The 26,653-nt window shown below is 68.0% G+C and carries 26 protein-coding genes; 8 read left to right on the plus strand and 18 right to left on the minus strand.

The window, feature by feature from the left end; translation table 11 throughout:
- The first annotated feature begins 11 nt into the window (after positions 1–11).
- The 3 genes from rnpA to mnmE all read left to right on the plus strand — a co-directional run bounded on the left by rnpA (position 12) and on the right by mnmE (position 3,543).
- Positions 12–392 (plus strand): ribonuclease P protein component, encoded by a 381-nt coding sequence (gene rnpA, locus J2X58_RS14045; RefSeq protein ID WP_254779407.1) that lies wholly within the window; start codon positions 12–14, stop codon positions 390–392.
- 64 nt (positions 393–456) lie between these two features.
- The gene (gene yidC, locus J2X58_RS14050) at positions 457–2,151 is read left to right on the plus strand and encodes a membrane protein insertase YidC (protein WP_310048946.1); all 1,695 of its coding nucleotides are present in this window, start codon (positions 457–459) and stop codon (positions 2,149–2,151) included.
- Between the two features lie 51 nt (positions 2,152–2,202).
- Complete coding sequence (gene mnmE / locus J2X58_RS14055; RefSeq protein WP_310048947.1) at positions 2,203–3,543, plus strand: tRNA uridine-5-carboxymethylaminomethyl(34) synthesis GTPase MnmE; 1,341 nt, start codon at positions 2,203–2,205, stop codon at positions 3,541–3,543.
- 906 nt (positions 3,544–4,449) lie between these two features.
- Here mnmE and J2X58_RS14060 read toward each other — a convergent pair.
- Positions 4,450–5,676 (minus strand): MFS transporter, encoded by a 1,227-nt coding sequence (locus J2X58_RS14060; protein WP_090175038.1) that lies wholly within the window; start codon positions 5,674–5,676, stop codon positions 4,450–4,452.
- Positions 5,677–5,835: 159 nt separating this feature from the next.
- Positions 5,836–6,732, minus strand: a complete 897-nt coding sequence (locus tag J2X58_RS14065) for a LysR family transcriptional regulator (RefSeq protein ID WP_310048949.1) — start codon at positions 6,730–6,732, stop codon at positions 5,836–5,838.
- Positions 6,733–6,830: 98 nt separating this feature from the next.
- On the opposite strand from J2X58_RS14065, the gene J2X58_RS14070 reads away from it, so the two are divergent.
- Positions 6,831–7,883 (plus strand): NAD(P)-dependent alcohol dehydrogenase, encoded by a 1,053-nt coding sequence (locus J2X58_RS14070; protein WP_090175040.1) that lies wholly within the window; start codon positions 6,831–6,833, stop codon positions 7,881–7,883.
- 111 nt (positions 7,884–7,994) lie between these two features.
- Complete coding sequence (locus J2X58_RS14075; RefSeq protein WP_310048952.1) at positions 7,995–9,176, plus strand: MBL fold metallo-hydrolase; 1,182 nt, start codon at positions 7,995–7,997, stop codon at positions 9,174–9,176.
- Between the two features lie 6 nt (positions 9,177–9,182).
- On the opposite strand, the gene J2X58_RS14080 is transcribed toward J2X58_RS14075, so the two are convergent.
- Complete coding sequence (locus J2X58_RS14080) at positions 9,183–9,632, minus strand: helix-turn-helix domain-containing protein (protein ID WP_310048954.1); 450 nt, start codon at positions 9,630–9,632, stop codon at positions 9,183–9,185.
- A 79-nt stretch (positions 9,633–9,711) separates the two neighbouring features.
- On the opposite strand from J2X58_RS14080, the gene J2X58_RS14085 reads away from it, so the two are divergent.
- Positions 9,712–10,506: an SDR family oxidoreductase gene (locus J2X58_RS14085; RefSeq protein ID WP_090058063.1), complete on the plus strand. Its 795-nt coding sequence runs from the start codon at positions 9,712–9,714 to the stop codon at positions 10,504–10,506.
- Positions 10,507–10,685: 179 nt separating this feature from the next.
- Entirely contained in the window at positions 10,686–13,187 is a 2,502-nt protein-coding gene (locus tag J2X58_RS14090) for a DNA translocase FtsK 4TM domain-containing protein (protein ID WP_310048956.1), read from the plus strand.
- A gap of 109 nt (positions 13,188–13,296) precedes the next feature.
- Here the strand turns inward: J2X58_RS14090 and rbsB are convergent, their stop codons facing one another.
- The 14 genes from rbsB to J2X58_RS14160 form a co-directional block, all read right to left on the minus strand.
- Positions 13,297–14,232 carry a ribose ABC transporter substrate-binding protein RbsB gene (gene rbsB, locus J2X58_RS14095; protein WP_090058059.1) on the minus strand — a complete coding sequence of 312 codons (936 nt, stop codon included), beginning with the start codon at positions 14,230–14,232 and terminating at the stop codon, positions 13,297–13,299.
- Positions 14,233–14,249: 17 nt separating this feature from the next.
- A complete protein-coding gene (locus J2X58_RS14100) occupies positions 14,250–15,194 on the minus strand; it encodes a ribose ABC transporter permease (RefSeq protein WP_310048957.1) in 945 nt (314 codons plus the stop codon).
- A 1-nt stretch (position 15,195) separates the two neighbouring features.
- Positions 15,196–16,677, minus strand: coding sequence for a sugar ABC transporter ATP-binding protein (locus J2X58_RS14105; RefSeq protein ID WP_090058055.1), 1,482 nt, complete (start codon positions 16,675–16,677; stop codon positions 15,196–15,198).
- Complete coding sequence (gene rbsD, locus J2X58_RS14110) at positions 16,677–17,075, minus strand: D-ribose pyranase (RefSeq protein WP_090058052.1); 399 nt, start codon at positions 17,073–17,075, stop codon at positions 16,677–16,679. Before rbsD ends, J2X58_RS14105 begins: the two co-directional genes overlap by 1 nt.
- Positions 17,072–17,968 carry a ribokinase gene (gene rbsK / locus J2X58_RS14115; RefSeq protein ID WP_310048961.1) on the minus strand — a complete coding sequence of 299 codons (897 nt, stop codon included), beginning with the start codon at positions 17,966–17,968 and terminating at the stop codon, positions 17,072–17,074. Before rbsK ends, rbsD begins: the two co-directional genes overlap by 4 nt.
- A 114-nt stretch (positions 17,969–18,082) precedes the next feature.
- Positions 18,083–18,430 carry a DUF971 domain-containing protein gene (locus J2X58_RS14120; protein WP_090058048.1) on the minus strand — a complete coding sequence of 116 codons (348 nt, stop codon included), beginning with the start codon at positions 18,428–18,430 and terminating at the stop codon, positions 18,083–18,085.
- Positions 18,431–18,500: 70 nt separating this feature from the next.
- On the minus strand, positions 18,501–19,118 hold the full coding sequence (locus J2X58_RS14125) for a hypothetical protein (RefSeq protein ID WP_090058045.1): 618 nt from the start codon (positions 19,116–19,118) through the stop codon (positions 18,501–18,503).
- 39 nt (positions 19,119–19,157) lie between these two features.
- Complete coding sequence (gene hslU / locus J2X58_RS14130; protein WP_310048963.1) at positions 19,158–20,495, minus strand: ATP-dependent protease ATPase subunit HslU; 1,338 nt, start codon at positions 20,493–20,495, stop codon at positions 19,158–19,160.
- A gap of 4 nt (positions 20,496–20,499) precedes the next feature.
- A complete protein-coding gene (gene hslV, locus J2X58_RS14135; RefSeq protein WP_029213542.1) occupies positions 20,500–21,033 on the minus strand; it encodes an ATP-dependent protease subunit HslV in 534 nt (177 codons plus the stop codon).
- Positions 21,034–21,252: 219 nt separating this feature from the next.
- Positions 21,253–22,161, minus strand: a complete 909-nt coding sequence (locus tag J2X58_RS14140; protein WP_310048964.1) for a tyrosine recombinase XerC — start codon at positions 22,159–22,161, stop codon at positions 21,253–21,255.
- The gene (locus tag J2X58_RS14145; protein WP_310048965.1) at positions 22,158–22,844 is read right to left on the minus strand and encodes a DUF484 family protein; all 687 of its coding nucleotides are present in this window, start codon (positions 22,842–22,844) and stop codon (positions 22,158–22,160) included. Before J2X58_RS14145 ends, J2X58_RS14140 begins: the two co-directional genes overlap by 4 nt.
- A gap of 64 nt (positions 22,845–22,908) precedes the next feature.
- Positions 22,909–23,736, minus strand: coding sequence for a diaminopimelate epimerase (gene dapF / locus J2X58_RS14150; RefSeq protein ID WP_310048966.1), 828 nt, complete (start codon positions 23,734–23,736; stop codon positions 22,909–22,911).
- 6 nt (positions 23,737–23,742) lie between these two features.
- On the minus strand, positions 23,743–23,952 hold the full coding sequence (locus J2X58_RS14155) for a lipoprotein (RefSeq protein WP_310048967.1): 210 nt from the start codon (positions 23,950–23,952) through the stop codon (positions 23,743–23,745).
- A 44-nt stretch (positions 23,953–23,996) separates the two neighbouring features.
- Positions 23,997–24,467, minus strand: a complete 471-nt coding sequence (locus J2X58_RS14160) for a GNAT family N-acetyltransferase (RefSeq protein WP_090058032.1) — start codon at positions 24,465–24,467, stop codon at positions 23,997–23,999.
- Between the two features lie 224 nt (positions 24,468–24,691).
- Here J2X58_RS14160 and J2X58_RS14165 point away from each other — a divergent pair, with 224 nt between their 5' ends.
- Positions 24,692–26,176 carry a RimK family protein gene (locus tag J2X58_RS14165; protein WP_310048968.1) on the plus strand — a complete coding sequence of 495 codons (1,485 nt, stop codon included), beginning with the start codon at positions 24,692–24,694 and terminating at the stop codon, positions 26,174–26,176.
- Positions 26,177–26,303: 127 nt separating this feature from the next.
- On the opposite strand, the gene J2X58_RS14170 is transcribed toward J2X58_RS14165, so the two are convergent.
- Complete coding sequence (locus J2X58_RS14170) at positions 26,304–26,522, minus strand: hypothetical protein (RefSeq protein ID WP_090058028.1); 219 nt, start codon at positions 26,520–26,522, stop codon at positions 26,304–26,306.
- Positions 26,523–26,653 lie beyond the last annotated feature (131 nt).

The following is a 26,653-nucleotide window of genomic DNA, read 5'->3' on the forward strand; positions in this document are numbered from 1 at the left end:
GTTCGCCGGTCGTGCGTGCCGCAGCCATGCCGCGCGATGCGCGGATACGCCGCGCCGCCGACTTCGCAGCCCTGCGAACAGTCAGCGGTCGCCTCGGCGGCCGCTGTTTTCTTTTGCGCTTCGGAAACAACGACGGCGATACCGCCCGGCTCGGCCTGGCGATCTCCAAGCGTTGCTCCAAGCGTGCCGTCGACCGGAACCGGATCAAGCGACTCGCGCGTGAGGCATTTCGTCGTGCCCGCCCCGCCCTGCCGCCGGTCGACATCCTGGTCATGGCCCGCGACAGCGCGGTGAACGAGACCGGCGCGGCGCTACTGGCCGAGCTCGACGCCCTCCTGCGCCGCATCCGGCCGTTGAAGCGCGACGGTGCCGACGGCACAATCGCGCGTTGACCTCATCGACCTTCCCGCCTTTCCCGGTCCCGCGCCGGGGCGCCATTCGGATCTGGCCTAAGCAATGAATCAAACGCGCACGCTTCTCTTCTTCGCGCTCATGTTCGTGGCGTACCTGCTGTGGACCGAATGGGAGAAGGATTACGGCCCCCAGCCGGCCGCCCCGACGCCCGCCGCGCAGACCGATGCCGCCAAGCCGAACGCCGATACCAGCGTGCCGGGCGCCGCCGCTCCGGCGAGCGTGCCGAACGAAGGCACGGCGCCGGTCGAAGGCAAGGCCGAACTGGTCACGCTGTCGAACGATGTCCTCCGCCTGACGATCGACACGCGCGGCGGCAGCATCGTCCGCTCGGAACTCCTCGCCTACCCGGCCGAACCGGCGACCAAGAAAAACCCGACGCCGCCGCCGGCGCGGCTGCTCGACGACAGCGCGCAGCACTACTTCGCCGCGCAGGATGGCCTCGTCAGCAACACGGGCGCCGCGCCCGACCATCGCGCCCTCTTCCGCGCCGAAAAGACCGAGGCCGTGCTCGCCGATGGCGAGAAGTCGGTTAGCCTCGACATGGTCTGGACCGATCCCTCGGGCGTGAAGGTGACGAAGCGTTACACGCTCAAACGCACCGACTACGTCGTCGATCTCGACCAGCGCGTCGAGAACGGTTCGGGCGTCGCCTGGACGGGCAACGCCTACCAGCAGCTGCAGCGCGTGCCGGCCGAGAAGGTCAATTGGTTCAAGGCCTATACCGATCCGGCGCAGCACAGCTTCTTCGGCGCCGCGTGGTACAGCCCGGAGAACAAGTTCGAATCGCTCCCGTTCACGGACTTCGCGAAGAAGCCGGTCAACCGCCAGATCACCGGCGGCTGGGTGAGCATGCAGCAGCATTACTTCTTCGTCGCGTGGATTCCGCCGGCGGACCAGAGCGTCACGTACAGCAGCGCGATCATCGATCCGAATTCCACGACGCCGCGCTACCTCGTGCGCGCGTTCGGTCCGTCGATCTCGGTCGCGCCCGGCCAGGCCGTCGACAGCGTCGCGCGCCTCTATGTCGGTCCGAAGCTCCAGGGCACGCTCGACGTCATCGCGCCCGGCCTCGAACTCACGGCCAACTACGGCTGGCTCACGATCATCGCGCAGCCGCTGCACTGGTTGCTCTCGCAGCTGCATGCGATCAGCGGCAACTGGGGCGTGGCGATCATCCTGCTCGTGCTTCTGATCAAGGCCGCGCTGTTCAAGCTCACCGACGCGCAGTTCCGTTCGGGCGCGCGCATGCGCAAGCTTCAGCCTCGCGTCCAGGCGCTCAAGGAGCGCTATGGCGACGATCGCATGAAGATGCAGCAGGCCATGATGGAGCTGTACAAGAAGGAGAAGGTCAATCCGATGGCGGGCTGCCTGCCCATCCTGATCACCTTCCCGATCTTCATCGGCCTGCTCCGCGTGCTGTCGGAATCCATCGAACTGCGCCAGGCGCCGTTCTTCGGCTGGATCCACGATCTCTCGGCACCGGATCCGTTCTACGTGCTGCCGGTGCTCTACTTCCTGGTCACGCTGCTCACGCAGCGCATGATGCCGACCGCCGGCATGGATCCGACGCAGGCCAAGATGATGAAGGTGATGCCGCTGATCTTCGGTGTCTTCTTTGCCTTCTTCCCGTCGGGCCTGGTGCTCTACTGGACGGTCAACGGTGCCACCAGCCTGCTCCAGCAGTGGTGGATCAACCGCAGCGTCGATCGGGCCGACATCAAGGCCAAGACGGCTTAAACACCGGGCGGCGCGTCGAAAGACGCGCCGCTTCGCTTTGGAACCTCGCCGATGACACACGACGACACCATCGCGGCCATCGCCACCGGCGCCGGCGCGGCCGGTGTCGGGGCCGTGCGCATCTCGGGCCCGAAAGCGGGCGACATCGCGCGGGCGTTCCTCGGTCGCGACCCGACGCCGCGACATGCGCACTTCGCGGCGTTCCGCGATGGCGACGGCGAACTGATCGACCGCGGCATCCTTCTCTATTTTCCCGGTCCGCATTCGTACACGGGCGAGCACGTGCTCGAACTGCAGGGGCACGGCAGCGCGGTGCTGCTCGACGCCCTGCTCCGTCGCGCGATCGTCCTCGGCGCGCGCCTCGCGCGTCCTGGCGAATTCACCGAGCGGGCGTTCCTCAACGGCAAGCTCGATCTCGCCCAGGCCGAGGCCGTGGCCGATGTCGTCGCGGCGACCTCGGAGGCCGGCGCGCGCGCCGCGCTGCGTTCGATGGAAGGCGTGTTCTCCGCGCGCGTGGACGATCTGCTCGCCGAACTCATCGCCCTGCGCGTGCATATCGAAGCCGCCATCGATTTCCCCGAGGAGGAAATCGACTTCCTCGCCGACCCCGTCATCGGCGCGAACCTCGCCACACTGCGCGCGAACCTCGACGCGCTGCTCGTGGAGACCCGGCGTGGCGTCCGCCTGAACGACGGCATCGCCGTAGCCATCGTCGGCCGCCCGAACGCCGGTAAATCGAGCCTGCTCAACGCGCTCGCGGGTCAGGAGCGCGCGATCGTCACCGACATCGCGGGCACCACGCGCGACGTGCTGCGCGAAACGGTCACAATCGACGGTGCGACGCTCGAACTCGCGGATACGGCGGGACTGCGCGATTCCGATGATGTGGTCGAACGGGAAGGTATCCGTCGTGCGCGTGCGCAACTCGAACGCTGCGACGTCGCGCTGCTCGTCACCGACGAAGCGCACGCACGCGACGATCTCGCCTTCTTCGAAGGCACGCCCGCACAGGCGAACCGCATCGTCGTGATCAACAAGATCGATCTCGCGCAGGCCACGGCGCATCGCGCGCAGCGCGACGGCCAGGACACGTTATGGCTTTCGGCGCGAACGGGCGACGGCCTGGATGCCCTCCGCGCGATCCTGCGCGATCTCGCCACGGCGGGTGCGGGCGATGGCGCCTTCAGCGCGCGGCGGCGTCACGTCGTGGCGCTCGAACAGGTACGCGATCATCTGGAACGCACGGCGGACGCGCTGCAGGGCAGCCACGCCGGCGAACTCGCCGCCGAGGAGCTGCGTCACGCGCAGCAGGCGCTCGGCGAAGTGACCGGCGCCTATTCGTCGGACGACCTGCTCGGCGCGATTTTCAGTTCGTTCTGTATCGGTAAATAACGGACGCGAGTCCGGTAGGAGCGCGCCCTGCGCGCGACATGTTTTGGGGCCATGCGCAACAGGCCCTGGCGCTCCGCGCGAAAAGCTGTCGCGCGCAGGGCGCGCTCCTACGCATGCCGTGTGCCCGACCGGTGCCTATTCGTCGGACGACCTGCTCGGCGCGATCTTCAGTTCGTTCTGTATTGGGAAATAACGGACGCGAGTCCGGTAGGAGCGCGCCCTGCGCGCGACATGTTTTGGGGCCATGCGCAACAGGCCCTGGCGCTCTGCGCGAAAAGCTGTCGCGCGCTGGGCGCGCTCCTACGTATGCCGTGTGCCCGACCGGTGCCTATTCGTCGGACGACCTGCTCGGCGCGATCTTCAGTTCGTTCTGTATCGGTAAATAACGGACGCGAGTCCGGTAGGAGCGCGCCCTGCGCGCGACATGTTTTGGGGCCATGCGCAACAGGCCCTGGCGCTCTGCGCGAAAAGCTGTCGCGCGCAGGGCGCGCTCCTACGTATGCCGTGTGCCCGACCGGTGCCTATTCGTCGGACGACCTGCTCGGCGCGATCTTCAGTTCGTTCTGTATCGGTAAATAACGGACGCGAGTCCGGTAGGAGCGCGCCCTGCGCGCGACATGTTTTGGGACCATCCGCAACAGGCCCTGGCGCTCCGCGCGAAAGGCTGTCGCGCGCAGGGCGCGCTCCTACGTATGCCGTGTGCCCGACCGGTGCCTATTCGTCGGACGACCTGCTCGGCGCGATCTTCAGTTCGCTCTGTATCGGGAAATAGCGGACGCGAGTCCGGTAGGAGCGCGCCCTGCGCGCGACATGTTTTGGGGCCATGCGCAACAGGCCCTGGCGCTCTGCGCGAAAGCTGTCGCGCGCAGGGCGCGCTCCTACGTATGCCGCGTTCTGCGGACCGCGTCAGACGCAGGTTTCAGCGACCAGCGCCGGACGGCGCCGCTCGGCCGCCATCGACGCGGCCCAGATGACGAGACCGCCGATGGCGAGCAGCGCGCCGACCCAGCCGGGCGACGTCCAGCCGTAACCGTGCGCGATCGCGAGGCCGCCGAGAAACGGGCCGAGTGCGTTCGCCGTGTTGAACGCGGAATGGTTGAGCGACGCGGCCAGGCCTTGCGCATCGCCGGCCACGTCCATCAGGCGCGTCTGCAGCACCGTGCCGAGCGCGCCGCCGATGCCGATGAAGAAGACATCGAGGCCGAGCGTCCAGACATTGCCCGCGGCGAAGGGGAAGAGCGCGAGCATCACCATGCTCCAGAGGAGCAGTCCGCCGGCGGTCGGCATGAGCGCGCGATCGGCGAACGCCGGCACGACCATGTTGCCCGCGGTGAGGCCGACACCGAAGATGCCGATGATCCAGGGCACGGTGTGTAGCGGCATGTGCGTCACGGCGATCAGGATGTCCGCGAGGTACGTGTACACCGCGAACATCCCGCCGAAGCCGATCGCGCCGATGGCGAGCGTGAGCCAGACCTGCGAACGCTTCAGCGCGCCGAGCTCGCGCAGCGGGCTGGCGTCCTTGTCCGCCGGCACTTCCGGCGCGTAGATCGCCACCGCGGTCATCGTGGCCACGCCGAGCACGGCGACGAGCGCGAACGCCCAGCGCCAGCCGACGGCCTGGCCAAGCCAGCTCGCCAGCGGCACGCCGACGACGGTGGCGAACGTGAGTCCCAGGAACATCTGGCCGACCGCGCGCGTGCGCCGGTTCGGCGGCACCAGCGACGACGCCACGAGCGCCGCGACGCCGAAGTACGCGCCGTGCGGCAGGCCGGCGAGGAAGCGGAACACCAGCATCCAGTGGTAGTTCGGCGACAGGCCGGTCAGGCCGTTGAACACGGTGAACATCGCCATCAGGACGATGAGCAGGCGGCGGCGAGGCACGCGCGCTCCGAGCACCGTCATGATCGGCGCGCCGACCACGACGCCGAGGGCATAGGCGCTGATCGCATGACCCGCGGTCGGCGCGTCGATGCCGAGGCCCTGCGCGAACAGGGGCAGCATGCTCATGGAGGCGAATTCGGTCGTGCCGATGGCGAAGCCACCGATGGCCAGGGCCAGGATGACCAGGCCGACATGGGGGGCGCGAACAGGCGGCAGACCCGTGGCGGGCGCGGGGGCGTGTGCTGACATGGCGGGACTCGGGAAGGTGGGGCGCGGCCGTGGTGCGGCGCAGCATGGAGTCAGGATACGCCCGTCATGGCCTCGATGCCACGTCCGTAGGAGCGGACCTGGCCGCGATGGAGGTTGCCGCGAGCACCCGATCGCGGCCAGGTCCGCTCCTACGAACGGCTACGCCGCGTTTTCGTCCCGCACGAACTCGATGAACGCCCGTAGCGCCGAGGTGACACGCCTTTGCCTCGGGTAATAGAGGACGAAGCCGGGATACGGCGGACACCAGTCCTCGAGCACCCTGACCAGTCGGCCCGCAGCGACCAGTTCGGTCACCTGATCTTCCAGCACGAGCGTGTAGCCGATGCCGGCCATGGCCGCGTCGAGCGCCAGGCGCAGGTCGCCGAAGGTGACCCGACCGCGGACGTCGAGCTCGAGCTTCTTCGGTCCTTGCTCGAATTCCCATTTGTAGAGCCGCCCGCTGGGAAAGCGGAAGCGGATGCAGTCGTGCTGGAACAGGTCGTTCGGATGCAGGGGCACGCCGTGCTTCGCGATGTGGTCCGGCGAGGCGACGCACGCACCCTGCTGCTGTCCCCCCATCGGCACTGCGATCATGTCCTCGGGCACGTGCTCGTGGAAGCGGATGCCCGCGTCGAAGCCGGATGCCACGATGTCGATGAGCCCGTCGTTGTCGACGGCCTCGAAATGGATGTCCGGGTAGCGCGCGAGGAAGCGCGGTAACAGCGCCGGCATGAGCAGCTGGGCCGCGACGCGGGGCATGTTCACGCGCAGGGTGCCCGCGGGGGTGGCGCGGAAATTGTTCATTTCCTCCAGCGCCTCGCCGACGTCGAACAGCGCGGGCTCCAGCCGCTCGAGGAGCCGCTGGCCCGCCTCGGTCAGCGACACGCTCCGCGTCGTGCGATGAAACAAGACGACGCCGAGCCGTTCTTCCAGACTGCGGATCGCGTAGCTGATCGCCGAGGTGGTGAGCGTCAGCTCCGCGCCGGCCTTGCGGAAGCTCGCGTGGCGGGCCACGGAGGCGAAGGCGGCGAGATGGGAGAGGTTGTCCGGTCGCATGATTATCAAGGATACCTCAACGATTCATCGCGAAATCCCCGTTGGCGGGCGGGATTGTTGAGCGTTATTGTTCCCGGCCTTAGCAGAGGAGACTCCCCATGTTCGAAGTCCATGCGTATGCCGCCACGGACGCGACGAAGCCGCTCGCGCCGTTCAAGATCAGCCGCCGCGATGTCGGCGCGCACGACGTCCACATCGAAATCCTCTACAGCGGCGTCTGCCACTCCGACCTCCACCAGGCCAAGGGCGACTGGGGCAATTCCACGTTCCCCATGGTTCCGGGCCACGAGATCGTCGGCCGCGTGAAGGCCGTCGGCTCCGCGGTGAAGAAGCTCAAGGTCGGCGACTATGCCGGCGTCGGCTGCATGGTCGACTCGTGCCGCGAGTGCGAGTCGTGCAAGAAGGACCTCGAGCAGTATTGCCTGGTCCATACCAGCTTCACCTACAACGGCACCGAACAGGACAAGACCACGCCGACGCAGGGCGGCTATTCGACCGACATCGTGGTCGAGGAGCGCTTCGTGGTGAAGATTTCCGAGAAGCTCGACCTCAAGGCGACCGCACCGCTGCTGTGCGCGGGCATCACCACGTACTCGCCGCTGCGCCACTGGAAGGTCGGCAAGGGCCAGAAGGTCGGCATCATCGGCCTCGGCGGTCTCGGCCACATGGGCGTGAAGTTCGCCAAGGCGATGGGCGCGCACGTCACGATGATCACCACCTCGGAAGCCAAGGGTGCGGACGCGAAGCGCCTCGGCGCCGACGCCGTGCTGGTGTCGAAGGACGCCGACGCGATGGCGAAGGAAGCGGCGAGCTTCGACTTCCTGCTCAACACCATTCCGGTGTCGCATGATGTCGCGCCGTACGTCGCGCTCCTTAAGCTCGACGGCACGATGGTGCTGGTCGGTGCCCTCACGCCGATCGACGCGTTCGCCGGCGGCAGCCTGATGCTCCCGCGCCGCACGATCGCCGGCTCCGCCATCGGCGGCATGGCCGAGACGCAGGAGATGATGGATTTCTGCGCCAAGCACAACATCGTGTCGGACATCGAGATGGTCGACATGGCCTCGATCAACGAGACGTACGAGCGCCTGGTGAAGAACGACGTGCGCTATCGCTTCGTGATCGACATGGCGACGATGCCGAAGGGTTGATGCCCTCAGTCAGACCTTTCGCGCGCAAGCGCGCTCCCACCCGACGGCAGCGATGTCGCTGGCTCGGGTGGGAGCGATGACTTAGCCGGTGCGAAAGGCTATCGTCGACGCGTGAAGCGCTTCCTCCGCATCCTCGCCCTGCTCGCCGCCGTGCTGGTGGCCTTCCTCGCGTTCGCGGCCGCATCGGCATGGCCGAACATCGGCAAACGCCCCGACGGCGACAACGCGAGCCGGTACCACGCCTCGCCGCAATGGCATGGCGGTCAGTTCGCCAACCCGTTGCCGATGTACAGCAACCTCAAGGGCGGCATCCTGCAGATCTTCGAGTCCGCGCCGGGCGAAGAGCCCGATGCGCCGGTACCCACGAAGGACTCGTCGGCGCTGTACGCCACGCCGCCCGCGAGCGGCCTGCGCGTCACATGGTTCGGTCACTCCTCGATGCTGCTCGAAATCGACGGCGTGAACATCGTCGTCGATCCGTTGTGGAGCGAACGCGCGTCGCCCTTCCCCTGGCTCGGTCCGAAGCGCTGGTACGAACCGCCCGTGCCGATCGACCATCTGCCGCGTGTCGACGCGGTGGTGATCTCGCACGACCACTACGATCACCTGGACCGCGCCTCCATCCAGGCGCTGAATGCGCGCGGCGTCCGCTTCGTCGTGCCGCTGGGTATCGGCGCTCACCTTCGTGGCTGGGGCGTGCCCGAGGATCGCATCACCGAACTCGACTGGTGGCAGGAAACCACCGTCGGTGGCGTGCGCGTCGTGTCGACGCCGTCGCGCCATGCGTCCGGGCGGCTTTCCGCGCAAAGCGATCAGACGCTATGGACGGGTTACGCCATCGTCGGGCCGGCGCATCGCGCCTTCTATTCCGGCGACACCGGCCTCAATGCCACGTTCGCGGATGTCGGCACCGCCTTCGGCCCGTTCGACGTCACGCTGATCGAGTCGGGCCAGTACGATCCGCAGTGGCCCGACTGGCACCTCGGTCCGGAGCAGGCCGTGCTCGTGCACGAACAGGTCCGTGGTCGCACGCTGATTCCCGTGCACTGGGGACTCATCAAGCTCGCCCACCATGCGTGGACCGAGCCGCCCGAGCGGATCCTCGCCGCCGCGCGTTGCCGCGGCGTGGACGTCCTGGTGCCGGAGCCCGGCCAGGCCGTGGAGCCGACCACGCACCCGGCGGTGGCCCGCTGGTGGCAGGCGCAACACTGGTTCACGGGTGCCCAGCACCCGATCGTCGCCTCGCGCGACGGCGACCCGCGACACCTGTTCGACGTGCCGCGCTGCCCCTGAAGTGAATCAGGTGGCCTCGTCGGGCATGACGAGGCGCATCGGAACCTCGCGCAACGGCCGCCCCGACGCTTCGTCGACCACGAGCGCGCGCACCGGTGCACCCGTCGACTCGTCGACGAGGTGCGACAGGGCCTGTCCGCCCCCGTTGTAACGGCGACCCCATTCGCCCATCGCGGCGAGGACGGGGATGAAGTCGCGCCCGGCGTCCGTGAGGACGTATTCGTCGCGCGGGGGGCGCTCGCTATAGCGGCGCTTCTCCAATACGCCGGCTTCGGTGAGGGCCTTCAATCGACGGGACAGGATGTTCGGCGCGATGCCCAGGCTGGTGCGGAACTGGTCGAACTGGGTCATGCCGCGACTGGCGTCGCGAAGGATGAGCGCGCTCCACGCGTCTCCCACCAGAGCGAGACCGCGGGAGATGGCGCAGGTGCCCGAAGAAAGTTTGTCGATGTCCATTGCATTATGATAGTCGAGTCACTATCGTATGGCAACGTAGTCGATATCACTTTGCAACCTACCATACGGAGTCACCCCCATGAGCACTGAAACCAAAGGCACGGCCCTCGTCACCGGCGCTTCGTCGGGCATCGGCGAGCTCTACGCGGAGCGCCTGGCCGACCGCGGATACGACCTGATCCTGGCCGCGCGCCGCGTCGACCGTCTCGAGTCCGTCGCGAAGAAGATCCACGACCGCACCGGCCGCAAGGTCGAGGTGCTCCGCGCCGACCTGAGCGACCGCGCCGACATCGCCGCCGTCGAGCGTCGCCTCGCGGAAGACGCGTCGATCACCCTGCTGGTCAACAACGCCGGCATCTCGCTCGACGGCAGCCTGCTCGAGAACGGCAGCGAGAACCTCGAGCGCATCGTGACGGTCAACATCCTCGCGCCGACCCTGCTGACGGGTGCCGCCGCGAAGGCGTTCGTCGCCCGCGACAAGGGCGGCATCATCAACATCGCCTCGGTGCTGGCGTTCGCACCGGAAGCGTTCGATGGCGTCTACAGCGGCTCCAAGGCCCACCTCCTCAACCTGAGCCTGAGCCTCGCGGCGAAGCTGCCGACGAAGAACGTCCGTGTGCAGGCCGTGCTGCCGGGCGCGACCCGTTCTGAGATCTGGGAGAAGTCGGGCAAGGACGTCGACGCGCTGCTTCCGGGCATGGTCATGGACACCCACGATCTCGTCGACGCCGCGCTGCTCGGCTACGACCGTGGCGAAGTGGTCACCATCCCGCCGCTCCAGGACGAGAACCAGTACAAGGCGTACGAGTATTCGCGTCTCGTGATGGGCCCGAACCTCTCGCGCAAGGACGTGGCGCCGCGCTATCGCGGCTGATCGTCCACGCGTCGTAGGAGCGGAACCGGCCGCGATGCGCGAAGAGCGTCGCGGCCAGGTCCGATCCCACAGCGGAACGGTGCGTTGTGAACGTCAACAGCCGCTTAGCGGCATGTTCTGCTTCGCCGCGTACGAATGCGCGGTAAACTGTCGGACTCGCTAGGTTCTCGCGGTTCGGCATGCTTTCTTTCGTGTTCGCCGCCTTCGGGCTGTCCACCCTCTGGTTGCTTCCCCTGTTCTGGCGCCTCGCCGCCGCGCTCGTCCGCCGGCGCCGTCCGCCGACGATGGGCCCGGGCGCGATTCGCTTCTGGGCGGGCTTCGTCCTCGTGCTGTTGTCGAGCGCGACGCTCGAAGGACTGGTCGTCTCCCACTACACCGATGATCCGACCGTCGGTGCCGCCGTGTGCCGTTGGCTCGCGGGTGTCTTCACCGCGTTCCCGGGCGGCGCCGCGACCACGCTCGCGGCGATCGTCGTGTTCGCCGTGGCGCTGCCGTGGTACCTCGGCGTGTCGTGGTCGTCCTTCCTCGCACGGACGAACGGCCTGCTCGAACCGATCGGCGCGCTGGCCATCGAAGGCACGCGCCGGCTGTTCTCACGCTCCGCGAGCCGCGTGACGGGGCGCCGCCCCGCCGCCGCCGTGCGTCGGGCAGACCGCGCGCCGGCACGGCGCCGACCGCGCGAAAAGACGCCCGCGAAGCGCCCCGCCGCTTCCGCCGTCGCCATGCGCACCGAAGCGCCGCGCAACGAACCGGTGACGCCCGCGGTTCGTCCGTCGGTGACGACGCCCGTGCCGCCGCGTCATCGCGCGCGCCCCGACACGGTGATACGCGAACCATGGCTGGCGCCGCGTGCGTCGACGCCGACCGAGCCGGCGGTGGCACCGCCCGTCGCGCCCCCGATGGCAGGCGTCGGTCCACAGCCGGCCATGGCCATGTCGCCGGCCGCGACCCGACCGGTCGCCACGAACGCTGTCGCCGCCGGCGTGGACGTCGCGCCGCGAGAATCGCTCACGGTGCCCGATCTGCCGCCGCCGATCGACATCGTGGCGCCCGCCGACGAGACGCCTGCCGTTCCCCCGCCGCCCCCGGTGAAACCCGTTTCGCGCTTCGCGATCGCGGCGAACGACGAATCGGTCGTCGAACCGCCGCGGACGGTCACGCTGACGCCGGTGCGTCCCTTGCGCGCGGGCAATCCGAACGCGGCGACGCTGCCGCCGGTGTCCCTGCTGGCCGGCGCACGTCACGACGCGCTCGCGATCATCTCCGATGCCGAACTCGCCGAGACCGGCGAACTCATCGAGCAGCGTCTGCGCGAGTTCAAGGTGCCGGTGCAGGTCGTCGGTGCCTCGGCGGGCCCGGTCATCACGCGCTACGAGGTCGAGCCGGCCGTCGGCGTGCGCGGCAACCAGATCGTCGCGCTGATGAAGGACCTGGCGCGCGGCCTCGGACGGTCGTCCATCCGCGTGGTCGAGACGATTCCGGGCAAGACCTGCATGGGCCTCGAGCTGCCGAACGAGCAGCGCCAGATGATCGCGCTCTCGGAGATCCTCGACTCGCACGAGTATCGCGATTCCGATTCGCTGCTGACGCTCGCCATGGGCAAGGGCATCACGGGCGAGCCGGTGGTGGCCGATCTGGCGAAGGCGCCGCACATGCTGGTCGCGGGAACGACGGGCTCGGGCAAGTCCGTCGCGGTGAACGCGATGATCCTGTCGATGCTCTACAAGGCGACGCCCGAAGACGTCCGCATGATCATGATCGACCCGAAGATGCTGGAGCTTTCGGTGTACGAAGGCATTCCGCACCTGCTGGCGCCCGTGGTCACCGACATGAAGCTCGCCGCGAACGCGCTCAACTGGTGCGTCGCGGAGATGGAGAATCGCTACAAGGTCATGTCAGACCTGCGCGTGCGCAATCTCGCCGGTTACAACCAGAAGGTCCGCGAAGCGCGCGCCGCGGGCAAGCCGCTGTTCAATCCGTTCCCCGCGCATCCGGAAGTGCCGGAGCATCTCGACACGCTGCCGATGATCGTCGTCGTCATCGACGAACTCGCCGACCTCATGATGGTCGCGGGCAAGAAGATCGAAGAGCTGATCGCACGCCTTGCGCAGAAGGCGCGCGCCGCGGGCATCCACCTCATCCTCGCGACGCAGCGTCCCTCCGTCGACGTCATCACGGGTCTGATCAAGGCGAACATCCCGACGCGTGTCGCGTTCCAGGTCTCGTCGAAGATCGACTCGCGCACCATCCTCGACCAGATGGGCGCCGAGAGCCTGCTCGGCCAGGGCGACATGCTGTTCCTGCCGCCGGGTACGGGCTACCCGCAGCGCATCCACGGCGCGTTCGTCGCCGACGAGGAAGTGCACCGCATCGTGGCGTGGCTGAAGCAGTTCGGCGAACCGGATTACAAGGACGAGATCCTCGCCGGGTCGCCGGGCGAAGCCGTCGAGGGCGAACCGGGCGACGAGGGCATCGACGCCGAACTCGATCCGCTCTACGACGAGGCGGCCGCGTTCGTGCTGCGCTCGCGCCGCGCGTCGATCTCGTTCGTGCAACGCCAGTTCCGCATCGGCTACAACCGCGCGGCGCGCCTCGTCGAGGCGATGGAAGCCGCGGGGCTCGTTTCTTCGATGGGTATCAACGGGCAGCGCGAGGTGATCGCGCCGGGGCCTCAGGACTGATCTGTAGGAGCGCGCCCTGCGCGCGACATGTCTTGAGGCCGTGAGCAGGAGGGCCTGCCGCTTCCCGCGAAAACATGTCGCGCGCAGGGCGCGCTCCTACGGTTGACGCTTATTCCTTCGTCAGGAGCTTCAGCGGCACAGCGATCGACTTCTCGACCGGCTGCTTGTCGATGAGCTTCTTCGCCGTGTCGACGCCGAGCTTGCCGATCTCTTCCGGCTGCTGCGCGACGGTGGCGGCGAGCGTGCCGTTCGCCACGGCCGTCTTGCCGTCGGGCGTGCCGTCGAAGCCGACGACGAGCACCTTCTTGTTCTTGCCGGCCAGGGCCTGCACCGCGCCGAGGGCCATCTCGTCGTTCTGCGCGAAGATCGCCTGAACGTCGGGGTTGCCCTGGAGCAGGTTCTCGCTCACCGAGAGGCCCTGCGCACGATCGAAGTTCGCCGGCTGCTGCGCGACGATCTTCATGCCCGTGGTGGCGACTTCGTCGTCGAAGCCCTTGCCGCGCTCGCGCGCCGCCGAGGTGCCGGCCACGCCCTGCAGCTCGATGATGTTGCCCTTGCCGCCGAGCGCCTTGGCGAGGAAGTCGGCCGCCATCTTGCCGCCGGCGACGTTGTCGGACGCGATGTGCGAGGCGACTTCGGCACCGTCGACGCCGCGGTCGAGCGTGATCACGGGAATGTTCGCGCGCTGCGCGGACTGCACCGCGCCAGCGAGCGCGGACGAATCGGTCGGGTTGAGAAGGATGACCGAGACGCGCTTCTGGATCAGGTCTTCCACGCTGGAGATCTGGCGGGCCGGATCGTCCTGCGCGTCGACGACGACGAGCTGCACGCCGGCGTCCTTGGCGGCCTTCTGCGCGCCGTCCTTGAGTTCGACGAAGAACGGGTTGTTCTGCGTCGACAGCGCCAGACCGACGACCGGCGTACCGGACGACGCGGCGCCACCGGCCGTGCCGGCGGTCGCGGGAGCGGATTCGCCCGGACCCTGCTGCGAGCAGGCGGCGAGGAGCGTGGCCGCGGCGGCGGCGAGGAAAGTGAGTTTGCGCATGGTGTGTCCTCGTGGGATTACTGCCGCCGGTCCAGCAGGACGGCGATCAGGATGACGATACCCTTGACGATCTGCTGATAGAACGAGCTTACGCCCAGCAGGTTCAGGCCGTTGTTCAGGAAGCCGATGAGCAGCGCACCGACGAGCGTGCCGAAGAGCCAGCCGCGGCCGCCCGCGAGGCTGGTACCGCCCAGCACGACCGCGGCGATCGCGTCGAGCTCGTAGCCTGCGCCGGCCGTGGCCTGCGCGGAATAGAGGCGCGAGGTCAGCACGACACCGGCGAAGGCGGAGAGCAGGCCCGACAGACCGTAGATCGCCAGCTTCATCGGCGCGATGCGCACGCCGGACAGGCGCGCGGCTTCCTCGTTGCCGCCGATGGCGACGACGTGGCGGCCGAACACCGTGCCGCGCAGCAGGAAGCCGCAGACGACGAAGGCGATGAACATCCAGATCACCGGCAGCGGAACGAGGTTCGCGACGTAACCGCCGCCGAGCAGCGCGAAGCTGCCGTTCGTCACGGGGATCGGACTGCCCTGCGTGTACGACAGCGTCACGCCGCGCAACAGTGTGAGCGTGCCGAGCGTGGCGATGAAGGGTGCCACCTTGCCCCACGACACCAGCGCGCCGTTGATGACGCCGAGCACGAGGCCGAGCAGCAGGCCGGCGCCCGCGGCGAGCACGATGCCGTGTCCCGCCGCCATCAGGCCCGCGGTGACGGCGCCCGTCAGCGCGAGGATCGCGCCGACGGAGAGGTCGATGCCGCCGGAAAGGATCACGAACGTCATGCCGAAGGCGATCAGCGCGTTGATCGACACCTGGCGAAGCACGGTGAGCAGGTTGCCCGTGGTCAGGAAGTCCGGGCTCATCACCGACAGTACGATGAACAGCAGGATCAGGCCGATGACCGAGCCGAGGCGTTGCAGGAGCGTCGCGGCGCGGCTCCAGTTGAGTTGGAGCGTCATGTCACTTGCCTCCGGTCGCGGCGGTCATCACGGCTTCCTGGGTGGCGCCGTGGGCTTCGAGCAGTCCGGTCGCACGACCTTCGTGCATCACCAGGATGCGGTCGCTCATGGCGAGGACCTCCGGCAGCTCCGAGGAAATCATGAGGATGGCCACGCCCTGCTCCGCGAGTTGGTTGATGATGTGGTAGATCTCGGCCTTGCCGCCGACGTCGACGCCGCGCGTGGGCTCGTCGAGGATGAGCACGCGCGGCTTGAGCGCCAGCCATTTGGCCAGCACGACCTTCTGCTGGTTGCCGCCGGACAGCGCGCGGACGTCGAGCTCCATGTCGCGCGTGCGTATCTTCAGCGCGTCGATGAGGCCGCGCGTCTGTTTCTTCTCGCCCGGGCGGTCGATCAGGCCGGCATGCGCGGGGACGCGCGGCAGGCTGACGTTCTCGCGCAGGCTCATGTCGAGCACGAGACCCTGCGCCTTGCGATCCTCGGTGACGAAGCCGAAACCGGAATGAATCGCTTCGCTGGGAGACTTCGGCGTGATGACCTTGCCGTCCAGCGTGACGGTACCGTGCTCCAGCTTGTCGAGGCCGAAGAGCAGTCGCGCCATTTCGGTGCGGCCCGCACCGAGCAGGCCGGCGACGCCGAGCACTTCGCCGGCGTGCAGCTCGAAGCTGACGTCCTGCACGATGCCGCCAGTCACGTGATCGACCTTCAGCCGCACCGCGCCGATGTTCGGCGTGCGCGTGGGGAAGCGGGCGTCGAGCGTGCGCCCGACCATCATCTTCACCACCTCGTCGAAGGCGAGTCCCGGGACGGGACGCGTGCCCACGAACTTGCCGTCGCGCAGGATCGAGATGCGGTCGCATAGCGCGAAGATCTCTTCCATGCGATGCGACACGTAGACGATGCCGGTGCCCTGGTCGCGCAGGTCGCGGATCAATTTGAAGAGCACGTTGGTCTCGTGCTCCGTCAGCGCCGCGGTCGGCTCGTCCATGATCAGCACGCGCGCGTTCTGGCCGAGCGCGCGGGCGATCTCCACCATCTGCTGCTGGCCGACGGAGAGGCGTTCGATCTTCGTCGTGGGATCGAGGCGCTCCATGCCGACGCGCGCCAGCCATTCCAGCGCGCGCTTTGTCATCGCGCGGTGGTCGAGCAGGCCGAAGCGCTGGATCTCACGGCCGAGGAAGAGGTTGTCCGCGATGGAGAGCGCGGGGATCAGGTTCAGTTCCTGATGGATGATCGCGATGCCGTACTTCTCGGCATCCGCGGGTGTCGTGATGGATACGGCCTTGCCGTCCACTTCGACGGTACCGGAGTCCGGCGCGTAGATCCCCGTGAGGATCTTCATCAGCGTGGACTTGCCGGCGCCGTTCTCGCCCATCAGCGCATGCACTTCGCCGGGGAGCAGCTCGAAGTCGACGCCTTCGAGCACCTTCACCGGCCCGAAGGCCTTGTGGATGTCCCGCATCGTGACGAGTGGCGTGCTCATCAGAAGGTCACGCCGGCATGCAGGATGATGTTCGAGTAAGGCGAGGTCTCACCGGTACGCACCACCGCCGCCGCGCGGGCGCAGAGGCGCTTGAAATCGTCGTGCGAGACTTCGTCCACACCCACGCCATCCGCCCGCAGCCGGTCGGCGAGCGACTCCAGCGCCTTGTTGAAGCCGTGGATCTCGTGCGCGAGCGTCGCCCGTTCCACCGCGAGTTCGGCGTAGATCGCATCGAACACCGCGGCGAACGACGGCGTGCCTGGCAGCACGGCGAGGTCGATGCACGGCACGCCGGGCGGCACCGGCAGTCCGACGTCGCCGATCACCAGCGTGTCGGTATGTCCCATGGCCGCGATCACGCGGTTGAGTTCGGCGTGCAGCAGGCCGGTGCGTCTCATGCATGTGTCTCCAGGAAAGCCGCCACTTCGTCGGCGCGCGGCATGCCGCCCTGGGCGCCGAGTCGCGATACGGCGATCGCGGCGGTGGCGCAGGCCTTGCGGACGGCGACGTCGAGCCCCTCGGCGAGGTACACCGCGAGGGCGGCGTTGAACGTGTCTCCCGCGCCGGTGCTGTCCACGGCTTCCACGCGGAAGCCCGGCTGGTGCCGCGGCTCGTCGTCACCGTCGCGGAACCAGGCGCCGTCCGATCCGCGCGTCAGCACGACCGGGCAGGGAGCGCGGCGCATGAGTTCGCGGAAGTCGACGTCGTCGCCGGCACCGAGCACCAGCGCCAGCTCGTGCTCGTTCGGCGTCAGGAAGCGCACGCGCGCGAGCCACTCGACCGGCAGGCGCTGCGCGGGTGCGGGATTGAGAATGACGGGTGTGCTTTCTTCTTCCGCGATGCGCAGCGTGGCATCGACCGCGTCGAGCGGGATCTCCAGCTGCACCAGCACCGCGTCGGCATCGCGGATGATCGCGCGGGCGGCTTCGACCTGCGCCGGCGTGACGCGACCGTTGGCCGCGGGCACGACGACGATGGTGTTCTCACCGCCGGCCACCGTGATCGAGGCGGTGCCGCTGCCGATCCCGTCGATGCGGGCGACGTGCGTGACGTCGATTCCTTCGGCGACGAGGCCGTCGTAGAGCTGGTCGCCGAAAGCGTCGTCGCCGATGCAGCCGACCATCGACACGGTGGCGCCGAGACGCGCGGCGGCGACCGCCTGGTTCGCGCCCTTGCCGCCGGGAATGGTGAGGAAGCGGTCGCCGGTCAGCGTTTCGCCCGGGCCGGGGAAGCGCGGCGCAAGGGTGACCAGGTCCATGTTGATGCTACCGACGACGACGATTCGCGTCATGCTGCTCTGGCTCCGGAACGGGCTTGCGGGACATCCGTCGTTCGCTGGTGGATGTGGGTGGCGGGCAAATATACGCCCTGCGCGCGCACGAAGCTTTCATGCGCGTGCTTTCCACTAGCGGGAGAGACCTTTCGATTCGAGCTCGGCCAGGTAGGCGGCCCACGACGTTTCGTAGTTGCGCCCCATGGCATGGAGCATGTCCCAGCCGAAGATGCCGCTGGCGTGGCCGTCGTCGAAGTGGATCAGCACGCCGTAGTGGCCGGTGGGATCGAGCGCGGTGATGTTCACGTCGCGCTTGCCGTGCACCAGTACCTTCTGGCCGGGACCGTGCCCCTGCACTTCGGCGCTGGGGGAGTTGACCCGGAGGTATTCGCACGGAAGGCGGAAGCGCTCGCCGTTGTCGAACGTCACTTCGAGGACGCGCGAGGCGGAGTGCAGGACGATATCGGTGGGACGGGGCATGGGGCCGGAGGTCTTGGCGCGGGAAGCAATGGATCGCAGGAGCGCGCGGGGGCGCCCCTACGTTCGAGGATTAATGCGCGCGGCCGAAGCCGTCGCCCGAGCCCTGCTCCAGCGGCGGCGGATCGCCCGCGACCGCCAGAAGGGCCGTGGCGTAGGCGTCTTCCATGCTGATGGTGGAGATCTCGTCCCACGAGAAGAACGACGGCTCGCGCAGCCATTCCGCGTCGGGAGTGATCTCCTGCATGTTGAAGCCTTCCTCTTCCACGCTGACGACGCGGCCGATGTAACAGACCTCGGCTTCGTCTTCGCTGTCGACGTGGACGCCGATCACCGGCGCATGCGCGGCCGCCGCCTGGACGACCTGGTTGATGTCGTCGAGCGGGAAGTCGGCGGGCGGTGTCGGGTGGATGCCCTTCAGCGCGAGCGCCTTCTCGAGGAAGCCGGCGTGCTTGTCCGGCGCCTCGAATTCGGAGATGTCGCGATGCCGCATGACGTACATGCCGTCATAGCTCACGCCGTCACCGACGACCCACAGCAGGAAGAACTCGCGACCCACTCCGCCGACATAGCCGCAGAAGCTGCCGTGCTCGAGTTCGTCGCGCCACAGACGCACCAGCTGACCGCTTTCCTGCGCTTCGCGCAGGCTGGCTCGCTGACCGCTCGTTTTGAGTTGAATTACCTTGCCCATATCGTTCAATAGTTTAGCAGAGGGGGCCCATCCCGGTGTTCAGAGGATGTAACGGCTCAGGTCCTCGTCCTTGACCAGCGACGACAGGTTTTTGTCGACGTAATCGGCGTCGATGTCGTACGTTTCGCCGGATTTGTCCGCCGCTTCGAAGGAGATGCGCTCCAGGAGCCGCTCCATCACCGTGTGCAGGCGGCGCGCGCCGATGTTTTCGGTGCGCTCGTTGACCTGGAAGGCCACGTCGGCGAGGCGGTCGATGCCCGACTCGGTGAACTCCAGCGTCACGCCCTCCGTATTGAGCAGCGCAACATATTGCTTCGTCAGGGCGTTGTTCGGCTCGCGCAGGATGCGCTTGAAGTCGTCCACCGACAGCGCGCTCAGCTCGACGCGGATCGGCAGGCGACCCTGCAGCTCGGGGATCAGGTCGGACGGTTTCGCCAGGGAAAAGGCGCCCGAGGCGATGAACAGGATGTGGTCGGTCTTGATGGGACCGTACTTCGTGGACACCGTGGAGCCTTCCACCAGCGGCAGCAGGTCGCGCTGCACGCCCTCGCGGCTCACGCCGGCGCCGCCCCACTCCGAACGCTGGGCGACCTTGTCGATCTCGTCGATGAAGACGATGCCGTTCTGCTCAGCGCTGTCGACGGCGCGCGCCCGCAGTTCCTCGTCGTTGAGGAGCTTGCCCGCCTCTTCCTCGACCAGCATGGGCCGGGCCTGCCGGATCGTCATCTTGCGGCGCTGGGACTTCTGCCCGCCGAGGTTCTGGAACATCTTGCCCAGCTGCTGGCTCATCTCCTCCATGCCCGGCGGCGTCATGATCTCCACGCCCACGTTCATGGCGAAGTCGAGCTCGATCTCGCGATCGTCGAGGGCGCCCTCGCGCAACTGCTTGCGCAGCTTCTGGCGGGTGTCGCTGTCGATGGCGGGCGCGCCGCTGCCGGTGTCGTCCCAGCCGCTGGCCTGGCGGCGCGGCAGGAGCGCATCGAGCAGGCGGTCCTCGGCCGCGTCCTCGGCCTGGCTGCGGACCCGGCCCTTGGCGTGCTCGCGAACGAGTTTGTAGGAGACATCGGCCAGATCGCGGATGATCGACTCCACATCCTTGCCGACATAGCCCACTTCGGTGAACTTCGTGGCTTCGACCTTCACGAACGGCGCGTTCGCCAGCGTGGCGAGGCGGCGGGCGATCTCGGTCTTGCCCACGCCGGTGGGGCCGATCATGAGGATGTTCTTCGGCGTGACCTCGTCGCGCATCGCCGGGTCCAGCTGCATGCGGCGCCAGCGGTTGCGCAGCGCGATGGCCACGGCGCGCTTGGCGTCATGCTGCCCGATGATGTAGCGGTCGAGTTCGTTGACGATCTCGCGGGGAGTGAGTTCAGACATCGGCTCAGAGCTCTTCGATCGAATAGTTGTGATTGGTGTAGATGCAGATATCGCCAGCGATCTTCAGCGCTTTTTCCACGATCGTGCGCGCATCGAGGTCGGTGTTCTCCATCAGGGCCAGCGCGGCCGACTGGGCGTAGGGGCCACCCGAGCCAATCGCGATCAGCCCGTGCTCCGGTTCCAGCACGTCGCCGTTGCCCGAAATCAGCAGGGAGGCTTCCTTGTCGGCCACGGCCAGCATGGCCTCGAGGCGGCCCAGGCGGCGATCGGTACGCCATTCCTTGGCCATTTCCACGGCCGAGCGGGTGAGGTTGCCGCCGTGCTTGACCAGCTTCTCCTCGAACAGCTCGAACAGGGTGAAGGCGTCGGCCGTCGCGCCGGCGAACCCGGCCAGGACATCGCCCTTGCCGAGGCGGCGCACCTTGCGGGCGTTGGCCTTCATCACGGTATTGCCGAGGGTGACCTGTCCGTCACTGCCGATGACGACCTTGCCGTCGCGGCGGACGCAGACGATGGTCGTGGCATGCATCGGTTCCATGGGGGGCTCTCGTTCCATTTGGGGAACAAGTTAGGTGGGGATGGGTGCGGGTGAACCAAAGGGAGGGATGGTTGGGGGTGGGAGATGGGAAGTGGGGGTGCGCTCCGGCGAGCGCCCGAGGGTGCGTGAACCGCCCGGGCGCGTTGTCGCCGGGGTGAAGTGACCGGCCCCCTCGAACGATCGCCGCGAACGGCGCCCCCACTTCCCGTCTCCCAGCTCCTATTTCCGCTTCGCCCTCGGATGCGCCGCGTCGTACACCTTCGCCAGGTGCTGGAAGTCGAGGTGCGTGTAGATCTGGGTCGTGGCGATGTCGGCGTGGCCGAGGAGCTCCTGCACCGAACGCAGGTCGCCCGAGGACTCCAGCATGTGGCTGGCGAAGGTATGCCGGAGCATGTGCGGATGGACGCGCTTGGCCTGGCCGCTCGACAGCTTCGCGAGCCGCAGCTGCACGGCCCGGGCACCGATGGGCGCCCCGCCGCGGCCCTTGAAGACGGCCTGATCGTGCCCCGCGCCGCCGAGCGCGGCCAGCGCCTGGAGCGCGGCCACGGCGAAGCGGCCGACGGGCAGGATCCGTTCCTTGTTGCCCTTGCCCAGGACGCGGACCTGGCCGCCATCGAGGTCGAGGTCGCCCCAGCGCAGGCCGCAGAGCTCCGAGAGGCGCAGCCCGCTGGAATAGAACAGCTCCATCATCGCCGTGTCGCGCGGGGCGAGCGTCCCGCCGAGGTTCGTCTCGACCAGTTCCTTGGCCTCGTCGGCGTCGAGCACCTGCGGCAGCTTCCGGCGCACCTTCGGCCCGCGGACGCCCGCCGCCGGATCGTGGGCGAGCCGTCCTTCGCGCGTGAGGTAGCGGAACAGGGTGCGGCAGGCGGAGAGCAAGCGCTGGATGCTGTTCGGCTCGAGAACCCGGGTCTCCGCGCCTTTCCGGCCCGGGGGCGGCCGGTGCAGGCGCGCGATCATCGTGCGCAGGCGGTCCGGGCTCAGGTCGTCGAAGCTGGCGAGCCCCTCGGAGTCCATGAAGGCGAGCAGCTTCTCGAGATCGCGCCGGTACGCGGCCAGCGTATGCGCCGAAGGCGCTCGCTCGGCCGCGAAATGGCCGAGGAAGGCCTCGACGGACGCGCGCGGGGTCACGCCACCTTCCGCGCCCGTTCGATCGCCGAGCCGACGGTCGTCGAGATCATGTCCAGGAACAGCGTGCCCATGCCGGGATGGAACCGGTCGGCGTCGGCGCTGCCGATCGCGAGGATCGCGTCGGGACCGATGCGCATCAGCGCCGCCGACCGGACGTCGGGCGCGGCGTCGCCGAACAGGCGGTGCAGCTTGTCCGGAGCGAGGCGGCCCGCGACCGGATCGCCGTGCTCCAGGAAGGAAGCGAATTCGGGCAGGCCGGATACCCCGTGCGGCTCGCGCAGGAGCCAGGGTTCGTCCGGCAGGCCGGCGAGGTCGCCGAAGAAGATCAGGCGGATCCGCTCCGACTGGAAATCCTCGGTGAGCCGGCGCACGACGTTACGCACCGTTTCCTCGATGTCGCGCGAGCCGAGCAGCGCGAGCATGAGCCCGTGGACGCGACGCATGAGCTTCTCGTTGTCGCCGGCCACCGCCGTGAGCTCGCGCAGGCGCGATTCGAGCTCGGCGTTCTTCTCGCGCAGGCCGCGCAGCTGATGCACGGCGAGCGACGCGGCGGGGCCGTTCGCGCTCGGCAGCACGAGGTCGTGCGCGAGGTCGGGGTAGTCCGCGAGGAACGCCGGATGCCGGCGCAGGTACGACGCCACGGTGGCTGGCTTGATATCGCCGTCGATCGCGGTATCGGTCATGGCTCGGTTCCTCGGGTGGTGCGATCTGCGTTGCCGGGCAGTGTGCCGCGTTCGGGCGAGAACGTCACACTTCGCCTTCGAAGACGAAGGCCGCGGGACCCGTCATCCAGAGGGTGTGGCCGGGGCCGTGCCATTCGATCGTGAGCATGCCGCCCGGCAGTTCGACGCCCACGACCGGCGTTGCCAGGCCGAGCGACTGGGCTACCGCGGCGGCGGCGCAGGCGCCCGTGCCGCAGGCCTGGGTCCAGCCGCTGCCGCGCTCGTGCACGCGGAGGCGGATCAGGTCGGGGCCCAGCCGCTGCGCGAAGCCGATGTTGGCGCCCTGCGGGAACACCGGGTGGGCCGTGAGCAAGGGTCCCAGGCGGTCGACACGCGGATCGGCGACATCGTCGACGAAGACGACGCCGTGCGGGTTGCCCATCGAGACGGCGCCGAACGAGACGTCCTCGCCATCGACCGACACGGTATAGGTGGCATGCGCCGGACGATCCAGCGGGACGTGCGCCGGATCGAAATCGGGTTCGCCCATGTCGACGACGACGCGGTTCTCGTCGAGCACGCGCACGACGACGGGGCCCGACGGACTTTCGAGTCGGACATCGGTGTCGCGCTCGATGGCGCCGTCGCGGAACAACCAGGCGGCGACGCAGCGCACGCCGTTACCGCACTGCCCCGAGGGCGAACCATCGGCGTTCCAGATGCCGTAATAGAACGCGCAGGACGGGTCGCGGGCCGGCTCGATGCTGATCAGCTGATCGAAGCCGATGCCGGTGTGACGATCGGCGAGCGCTGCCACGCGCGCGGCGTTGGGCACGCGCGGCGCGTCCTCGCGCCAGTCCACGATGACGAAGTCGTTGCCGATTCCATGCATCTTGGTGAAGCGGGACGGCATGGCGGCTTACTGGTGGATGACGGGGTTGAACGGCGTGCGGGCCGTGCTGGCCGGCGGCGGCGCGAGGGACGTCGAGCTTGTGGCCGGGTGCGCGGCGGGCGCCGCGGTGGCCGACGCCGGCGGCGGGGGCGGCATGAATAGCGGACCTTTCTGGCCACAGCCGGACAGCGCGGCGAGCGTGGATGCGAGGGCAAGCGGCAGGATGAGTCGGCGCATGGGCGGTTCCCCGGAAACGACCCGCAGTATAGCCCTGCCTCCCGTCAAAGCAGCTTCTCGAAGCGGAAGGCGTCCGCGCCATCGGCGTAGTAGTTCGCGTATTCGCCGATGCGCGCGTAACCGAGCCGCTCGTAGAGGCGGATCGCCACCGCGTTGTCCTTGCGCACCTCGAGGCGCAGGGCTCGGCATCCGCGCGCGCGCCCGGCATCCTCGGCCGCCTCGATCAGCGCGGAACCGACGCCCTTGCCCTGGGCCTCGGGTTTCGTCGCGATCGAATAAAGGCGCGCCACGGTGGTGCCCTTGCGGAAGAACACGACCGCCGTGCCGAGGAACCGCCGGTGGTTCGCGCTGGCGACGAGCACCGTCGCGCTTTCGCTGTCGAGGTGCTTGCGATACTGGGCGCGGCTCAGGCGATCCTGCGCGAAACTCGATTCCTCGAGGGCGACAAGATCGTCGAGATCGCTCACTTCGGCGCGACGTACGCGCACCGCTGCGGTGACCGGGGCTGGACGCATGCGCTTGATCGGACTCCGGCGCGAGGGAAAGGCATCGACGGCCGCAGGGGCCGGGGGAAGCGCGGCACTGTAGACCCCGGGCCCGCGAGGATCAATGACTTTTTCATGAATCCTGGGCCGGTGCCGCTTGTGCGTGTCGCGGAGGAAGGCACACACTGCGCACCGGCGAAACGAACGGCTCCGGGCGGAGTCGAAACGACAGGTTCGCCATCGAACGAGGTCTCATGAGCCGGCTCGTCATCGTCGTGGAGAAAGCCTCGGACTGGGGCTCGTACTACCCGTCCGCCGATGTCGTCAGCGCCATGGATTACCTCCGCCAGCCGGTCGGCGGCGACGACGAACGCACCCACGTCATCAACCTCTGCCGCAGCTACAAGTACCTGGGCACGGGTTACTACGTGTCGCTGCTCGCCGAGGCGCGTGGGCACAAGGTGATCCCGTCGGTGCGTACGGTGAACGACCTGCGCCGCCGCTCGCTCTACGGCCTGGACATCGACGACCTCAACCAGAAGCTGTCGAACTTCCTGCCGGCCGGCGGACGCGACACCACCGACTTCGGCGTGCTCGTCTATTTCGGCGAGACCGCGCTGCCCGATCTGCAGGATCTTGCGAGGCAGGTCTTCGACATGTTCCCGTGCCCGCTGATGCGCATCGAGTTCGAGCGCGACCGCGTGTGGCAGGTGTCGGCGATCAAGGCCGTGGGTCTGCACACGCTGGACGATGCGCAGGAGGACGCCTTCGCGCAGGCCCTCGAGAAGTTCTCGCGGAAGATCTGGCGCAAGCCGCGCGCCCGGCGCCGTTTCCGTTACGACCTCGCGATGCTCGTCGATCCGAACGAGGCCATGCCGCCATCGAACAAGAAGGCGCTGAAGCACTTCATCGAAGCCGGCAAGCACCTGGGCATGGAACTCGATCCGATCGGACGCAACGACTACCAGCGCCTGGCCGAATACGACGGCCTGTTCATCCGCGAAACGACGGCCAGCGACAACCACACCTACCGCTTCGCGCATCGCGCCGAGAAGGAAGGGATGGTGGTGATGGACGACCCCACGTCGATCCTTCGCTGCACCAACAAGATCTTCCTGAACGACCTCATGGTCGCGCGCAAGCTCGCCACGCCGATCACGGAGATCCTCTACCGCGACGACGCGAAGCGCCTGCGCGACCTGCCCGAGCGCCTGGGCCTGCCCATCGTGCTGAAGATTCCCGACGGCTCGTTCTCGCGCGGCGTCGTCAAGGTGGAAACCCGCGAGGCGCTCGAGAAGGCGGCCGGCGAACTGTTCTCGCACAGCGCGCTGCTGATCGCGCAGGAATACCTGTACACCGAGTTCGACTGGCGCATCGGCGTGCTCAACCACGAGCCGCTGTATGCGTGCCAGTACTACATGTCGCGCGGCCATTGGCAGATCTACAACCACGGCGCCAAGGGCACGGCCAAATCGGGCGGCTTCCGTACCGTGCCCGTCCGTGACGCCCCCTCCGAAGTGGTGAAGCTGGCGCTCAAGGCCACGCAGACGATCGGCGATGGCCTCTACGGCGTCGACCTGAAGCAGGTCGGCGATCGCCCGGTGGTGATCGAAGTCAACGACAACCCGTCGATCGACGCGGGCGTCGAGGATGCCTACCTCGGCGAAGACCTGTACCTGCGGATCATGCAGGAGTTCCTCCGCCGGCTGGAGCTGAAGCGGCTGGGTATCCAGGGATGACGAGCCCCGTCGGCCGTGCAGCGTAGTAGCGCGCCCTGCGCGCGACAGTTCTTGGGGCCGTGAGCAGCAGGGGCCGCCGCTCTTCGCGAAAAGCTGTCGCGCGCAAGGCGCGCTCCTACGGCGGCCGTTATCGGCGGAACAGCGCCGCCAGCAACGACATCGGCAGGCCCGGCTTCATCGCCACCAGAATGCTCGCCGGGGCCAGCAGCAGCCAGAACGCCGGCGTCCAGCCCAGGCTCTCGCTGTGGCCGGTCAACGGGGTGAGCAGGAGCAGCAGCGCGCCGGCGGCCAGCCAGGCCATGGCGATGAGGGCGCGAAGGCGGCGCGGCGAAAGCGTGTCGTTCATGGCGGACTCCCGGCGGACGTGTCGATGGGCTTAGCCTCGCGCGCCCCCGTCTCAGGAGTCGCGACTGTTGACCGGCGCTTTACCCGGCGCGCCGCACACTGACCGCGCGGACCACCAGCCGCATTAGAATC

This window comes from Luteibacter sp. 3190, assembly GCF_031456385.1.
Classification (GTDB): domain Bacteria; phylum Pseudomonadota; class Gammaproteobacteria; order Xanthomonadales; family Rhodanobacteraceae; genus Luteibacter.

What these genes read in the sequence shown, in the direction of transcription:
- yidC (WP_310048946.1), top strand. Translation starts at nt 457, where the DNA reads ATGAATCAAACGCGCACGCTTCTCTTCTTCGCGCTCATGTTCGTGGCG.
- mnmE (WP_310048947.1), top strand. Translation starts at nt 2,203, where the DNA reads ATGACACACGACGACACCATCGCGGCCATCGCCACCGGCGCCGGCGCG.
- J2X58_RS14060 (WP_090175038.1), bottom strand. Translation starts at nt 5,676, where the DNA reads ATGTCAGCACACGCCCCCGCGCCCGCCACGGGTCTGCCGCCTGTTCGC.
- J2X58_RS14065 (WP_310048949.1), bottom strand. Translation starts at nt 6,732, where the DNA reads ATGCGACCGGACAACCTCTCCCATCTCGCCGCCTTCGCCTCCGTGGCC.
- J2X58_RS14070 (WP_090175040.1), top strand. Translation starts at nt 6,831, where the DNA reads ATGTTCGAAGTCCATGCGTATGCCGCCACGGACGCGACGAAGCCGCTC.
- J2X58_RS14080 (WP_310048954.1), bottom strand. Translation starts at nt 9,632, where the DNA reads ATGGACATCGACAAACTTTCTTCGGGCACCTGCGCCATCTCCCGCGGT.
- J2X58_RS14085 (WP_090058063.1), top strand. Translation starts at nt 9,712, where the DNA reads ATGAGCACTGAAACCAAAGGCACGGCCCTCGTCACCGGCGCTTCGTCG.
- J2X58_RS14090 (WP_310048956.1), top strand. Translation starts at nt 10,686, where the DNA reads ATGCTTTCTTTCGTGTTCGCCGCCTTCGGGCTGTCCACCCTCTGGTTG.
- rbsB (WP_090058059.1), bottom strand. Translation starts at nt 14,232, where the DNA reads ATGCGCAAACTCACTTTCCTCGCCGCCGCCGCGGCCACGCTCCTCGCC.
- J2X58_RS14100 (WP_310048957.1), bottom strand. Translation starts at nt 15,194, where the DNA reads ATGACGCTCCAACTCAACTGGAGCCGCGCCGCGACGCTCCTGCAACGC.
- J2X58_RS14105 (WP_090058055.1), bottom strand. Translation starts at nt 16,677, where the DNA reads ATGAGCACGCCACTCGTCACGATGCGGGACATCCACAAGGCCTTCGGG.
- rbsD (WP_090058052.1), bottom strand. Translation starts at nt 17,075, where the DNA reads ATGAGACGCACCGGCCTGCTGCACGCCGAACTCAACCGCGTGATCGCG.
- rbsK (WP_310048961.1), bottom strand. Translation starts at nt 17,968, where the DNA reads ATGACGCGAATCGTCGTCGTCGGTAGCATCAACATGGACCTGGTCACC.
- J2X58_RS14120 (WP_090058048.1), bottom strand. Translation starts at nt 18,430, where the DNA reads ATGCCCCGTCCCACCGATATCGTCCTGCACTCCGCCTCGCGCGTCCTC.
- J2X58_RS14125 (WP_090058045.1), bottom strand. Translation starts at nt 19,118, where the DNA reads ATGGGCAAGGTAATTCAACTCAAAACGAGCGGTCAGCGAGCCAGCCTG.
- hslU (WP_310048963.1), bottom strand. Translation starts at nt 20,495, where the DNA reads ATGTCTGAACTCACTCCCCGCGAGATCGTCAACGAACTCGACCGCTAC.
- hslV (WP_029213542.1), bottom strand. Translation starts at nt 21,033, where the DNA reads ATGGAACCGATGCATGCCACGACCATCGTCTGCGTCCGCCGCGACGGC.
- J2X58_RS14145 (WP_310048965.1), bottom strand. Translation starts at nt 22,844, where the DNA reads ATGACCGATACCGCGATCGACGGCGATATCAAGCCAGCCACCGTGGCG.
- dapF (WP_310048966.1), bottom strand. Translation starts at nt 23,736, where the DNA reads ATGCCGTCCCGCTTCACCAAGATGCATGGAATCGGCAACGACTTCGTC.
- J2X58_RS14155 (WP_310048967.1), bottom strand. Translation starts at nt 23,952, where the DNA reads ATGCGCCGACTCATCCTGCCGCTTGCCCTCGCATCCACGCTCGCCGCG.
- J2X58_RS14160 (WP_090058032.1), bottom strand. Translation starts at nt 24,467, where the DNA reads ATGCGTCCAGCCCCGGTCACCGCAGCGGTGCGCGTACGTCGCGCCGAA.
- J2X58_RS14165 (WP_310048968.1), top strand. Translation starts at nt 24,692, where the DNA reads ATGAGCCGGCTCGTCATCGTCGTGGAGAAAGCCTCGGACTGGGGCTCG.
- J2X58_RS14170 (WP_090058028.1), bottom strand. Translation starts at nt 26,522, where the DNA reads ATGAACGACACGCTTTCGCCGCGCCGCCTTCGCGCCCTCATCGCCATG.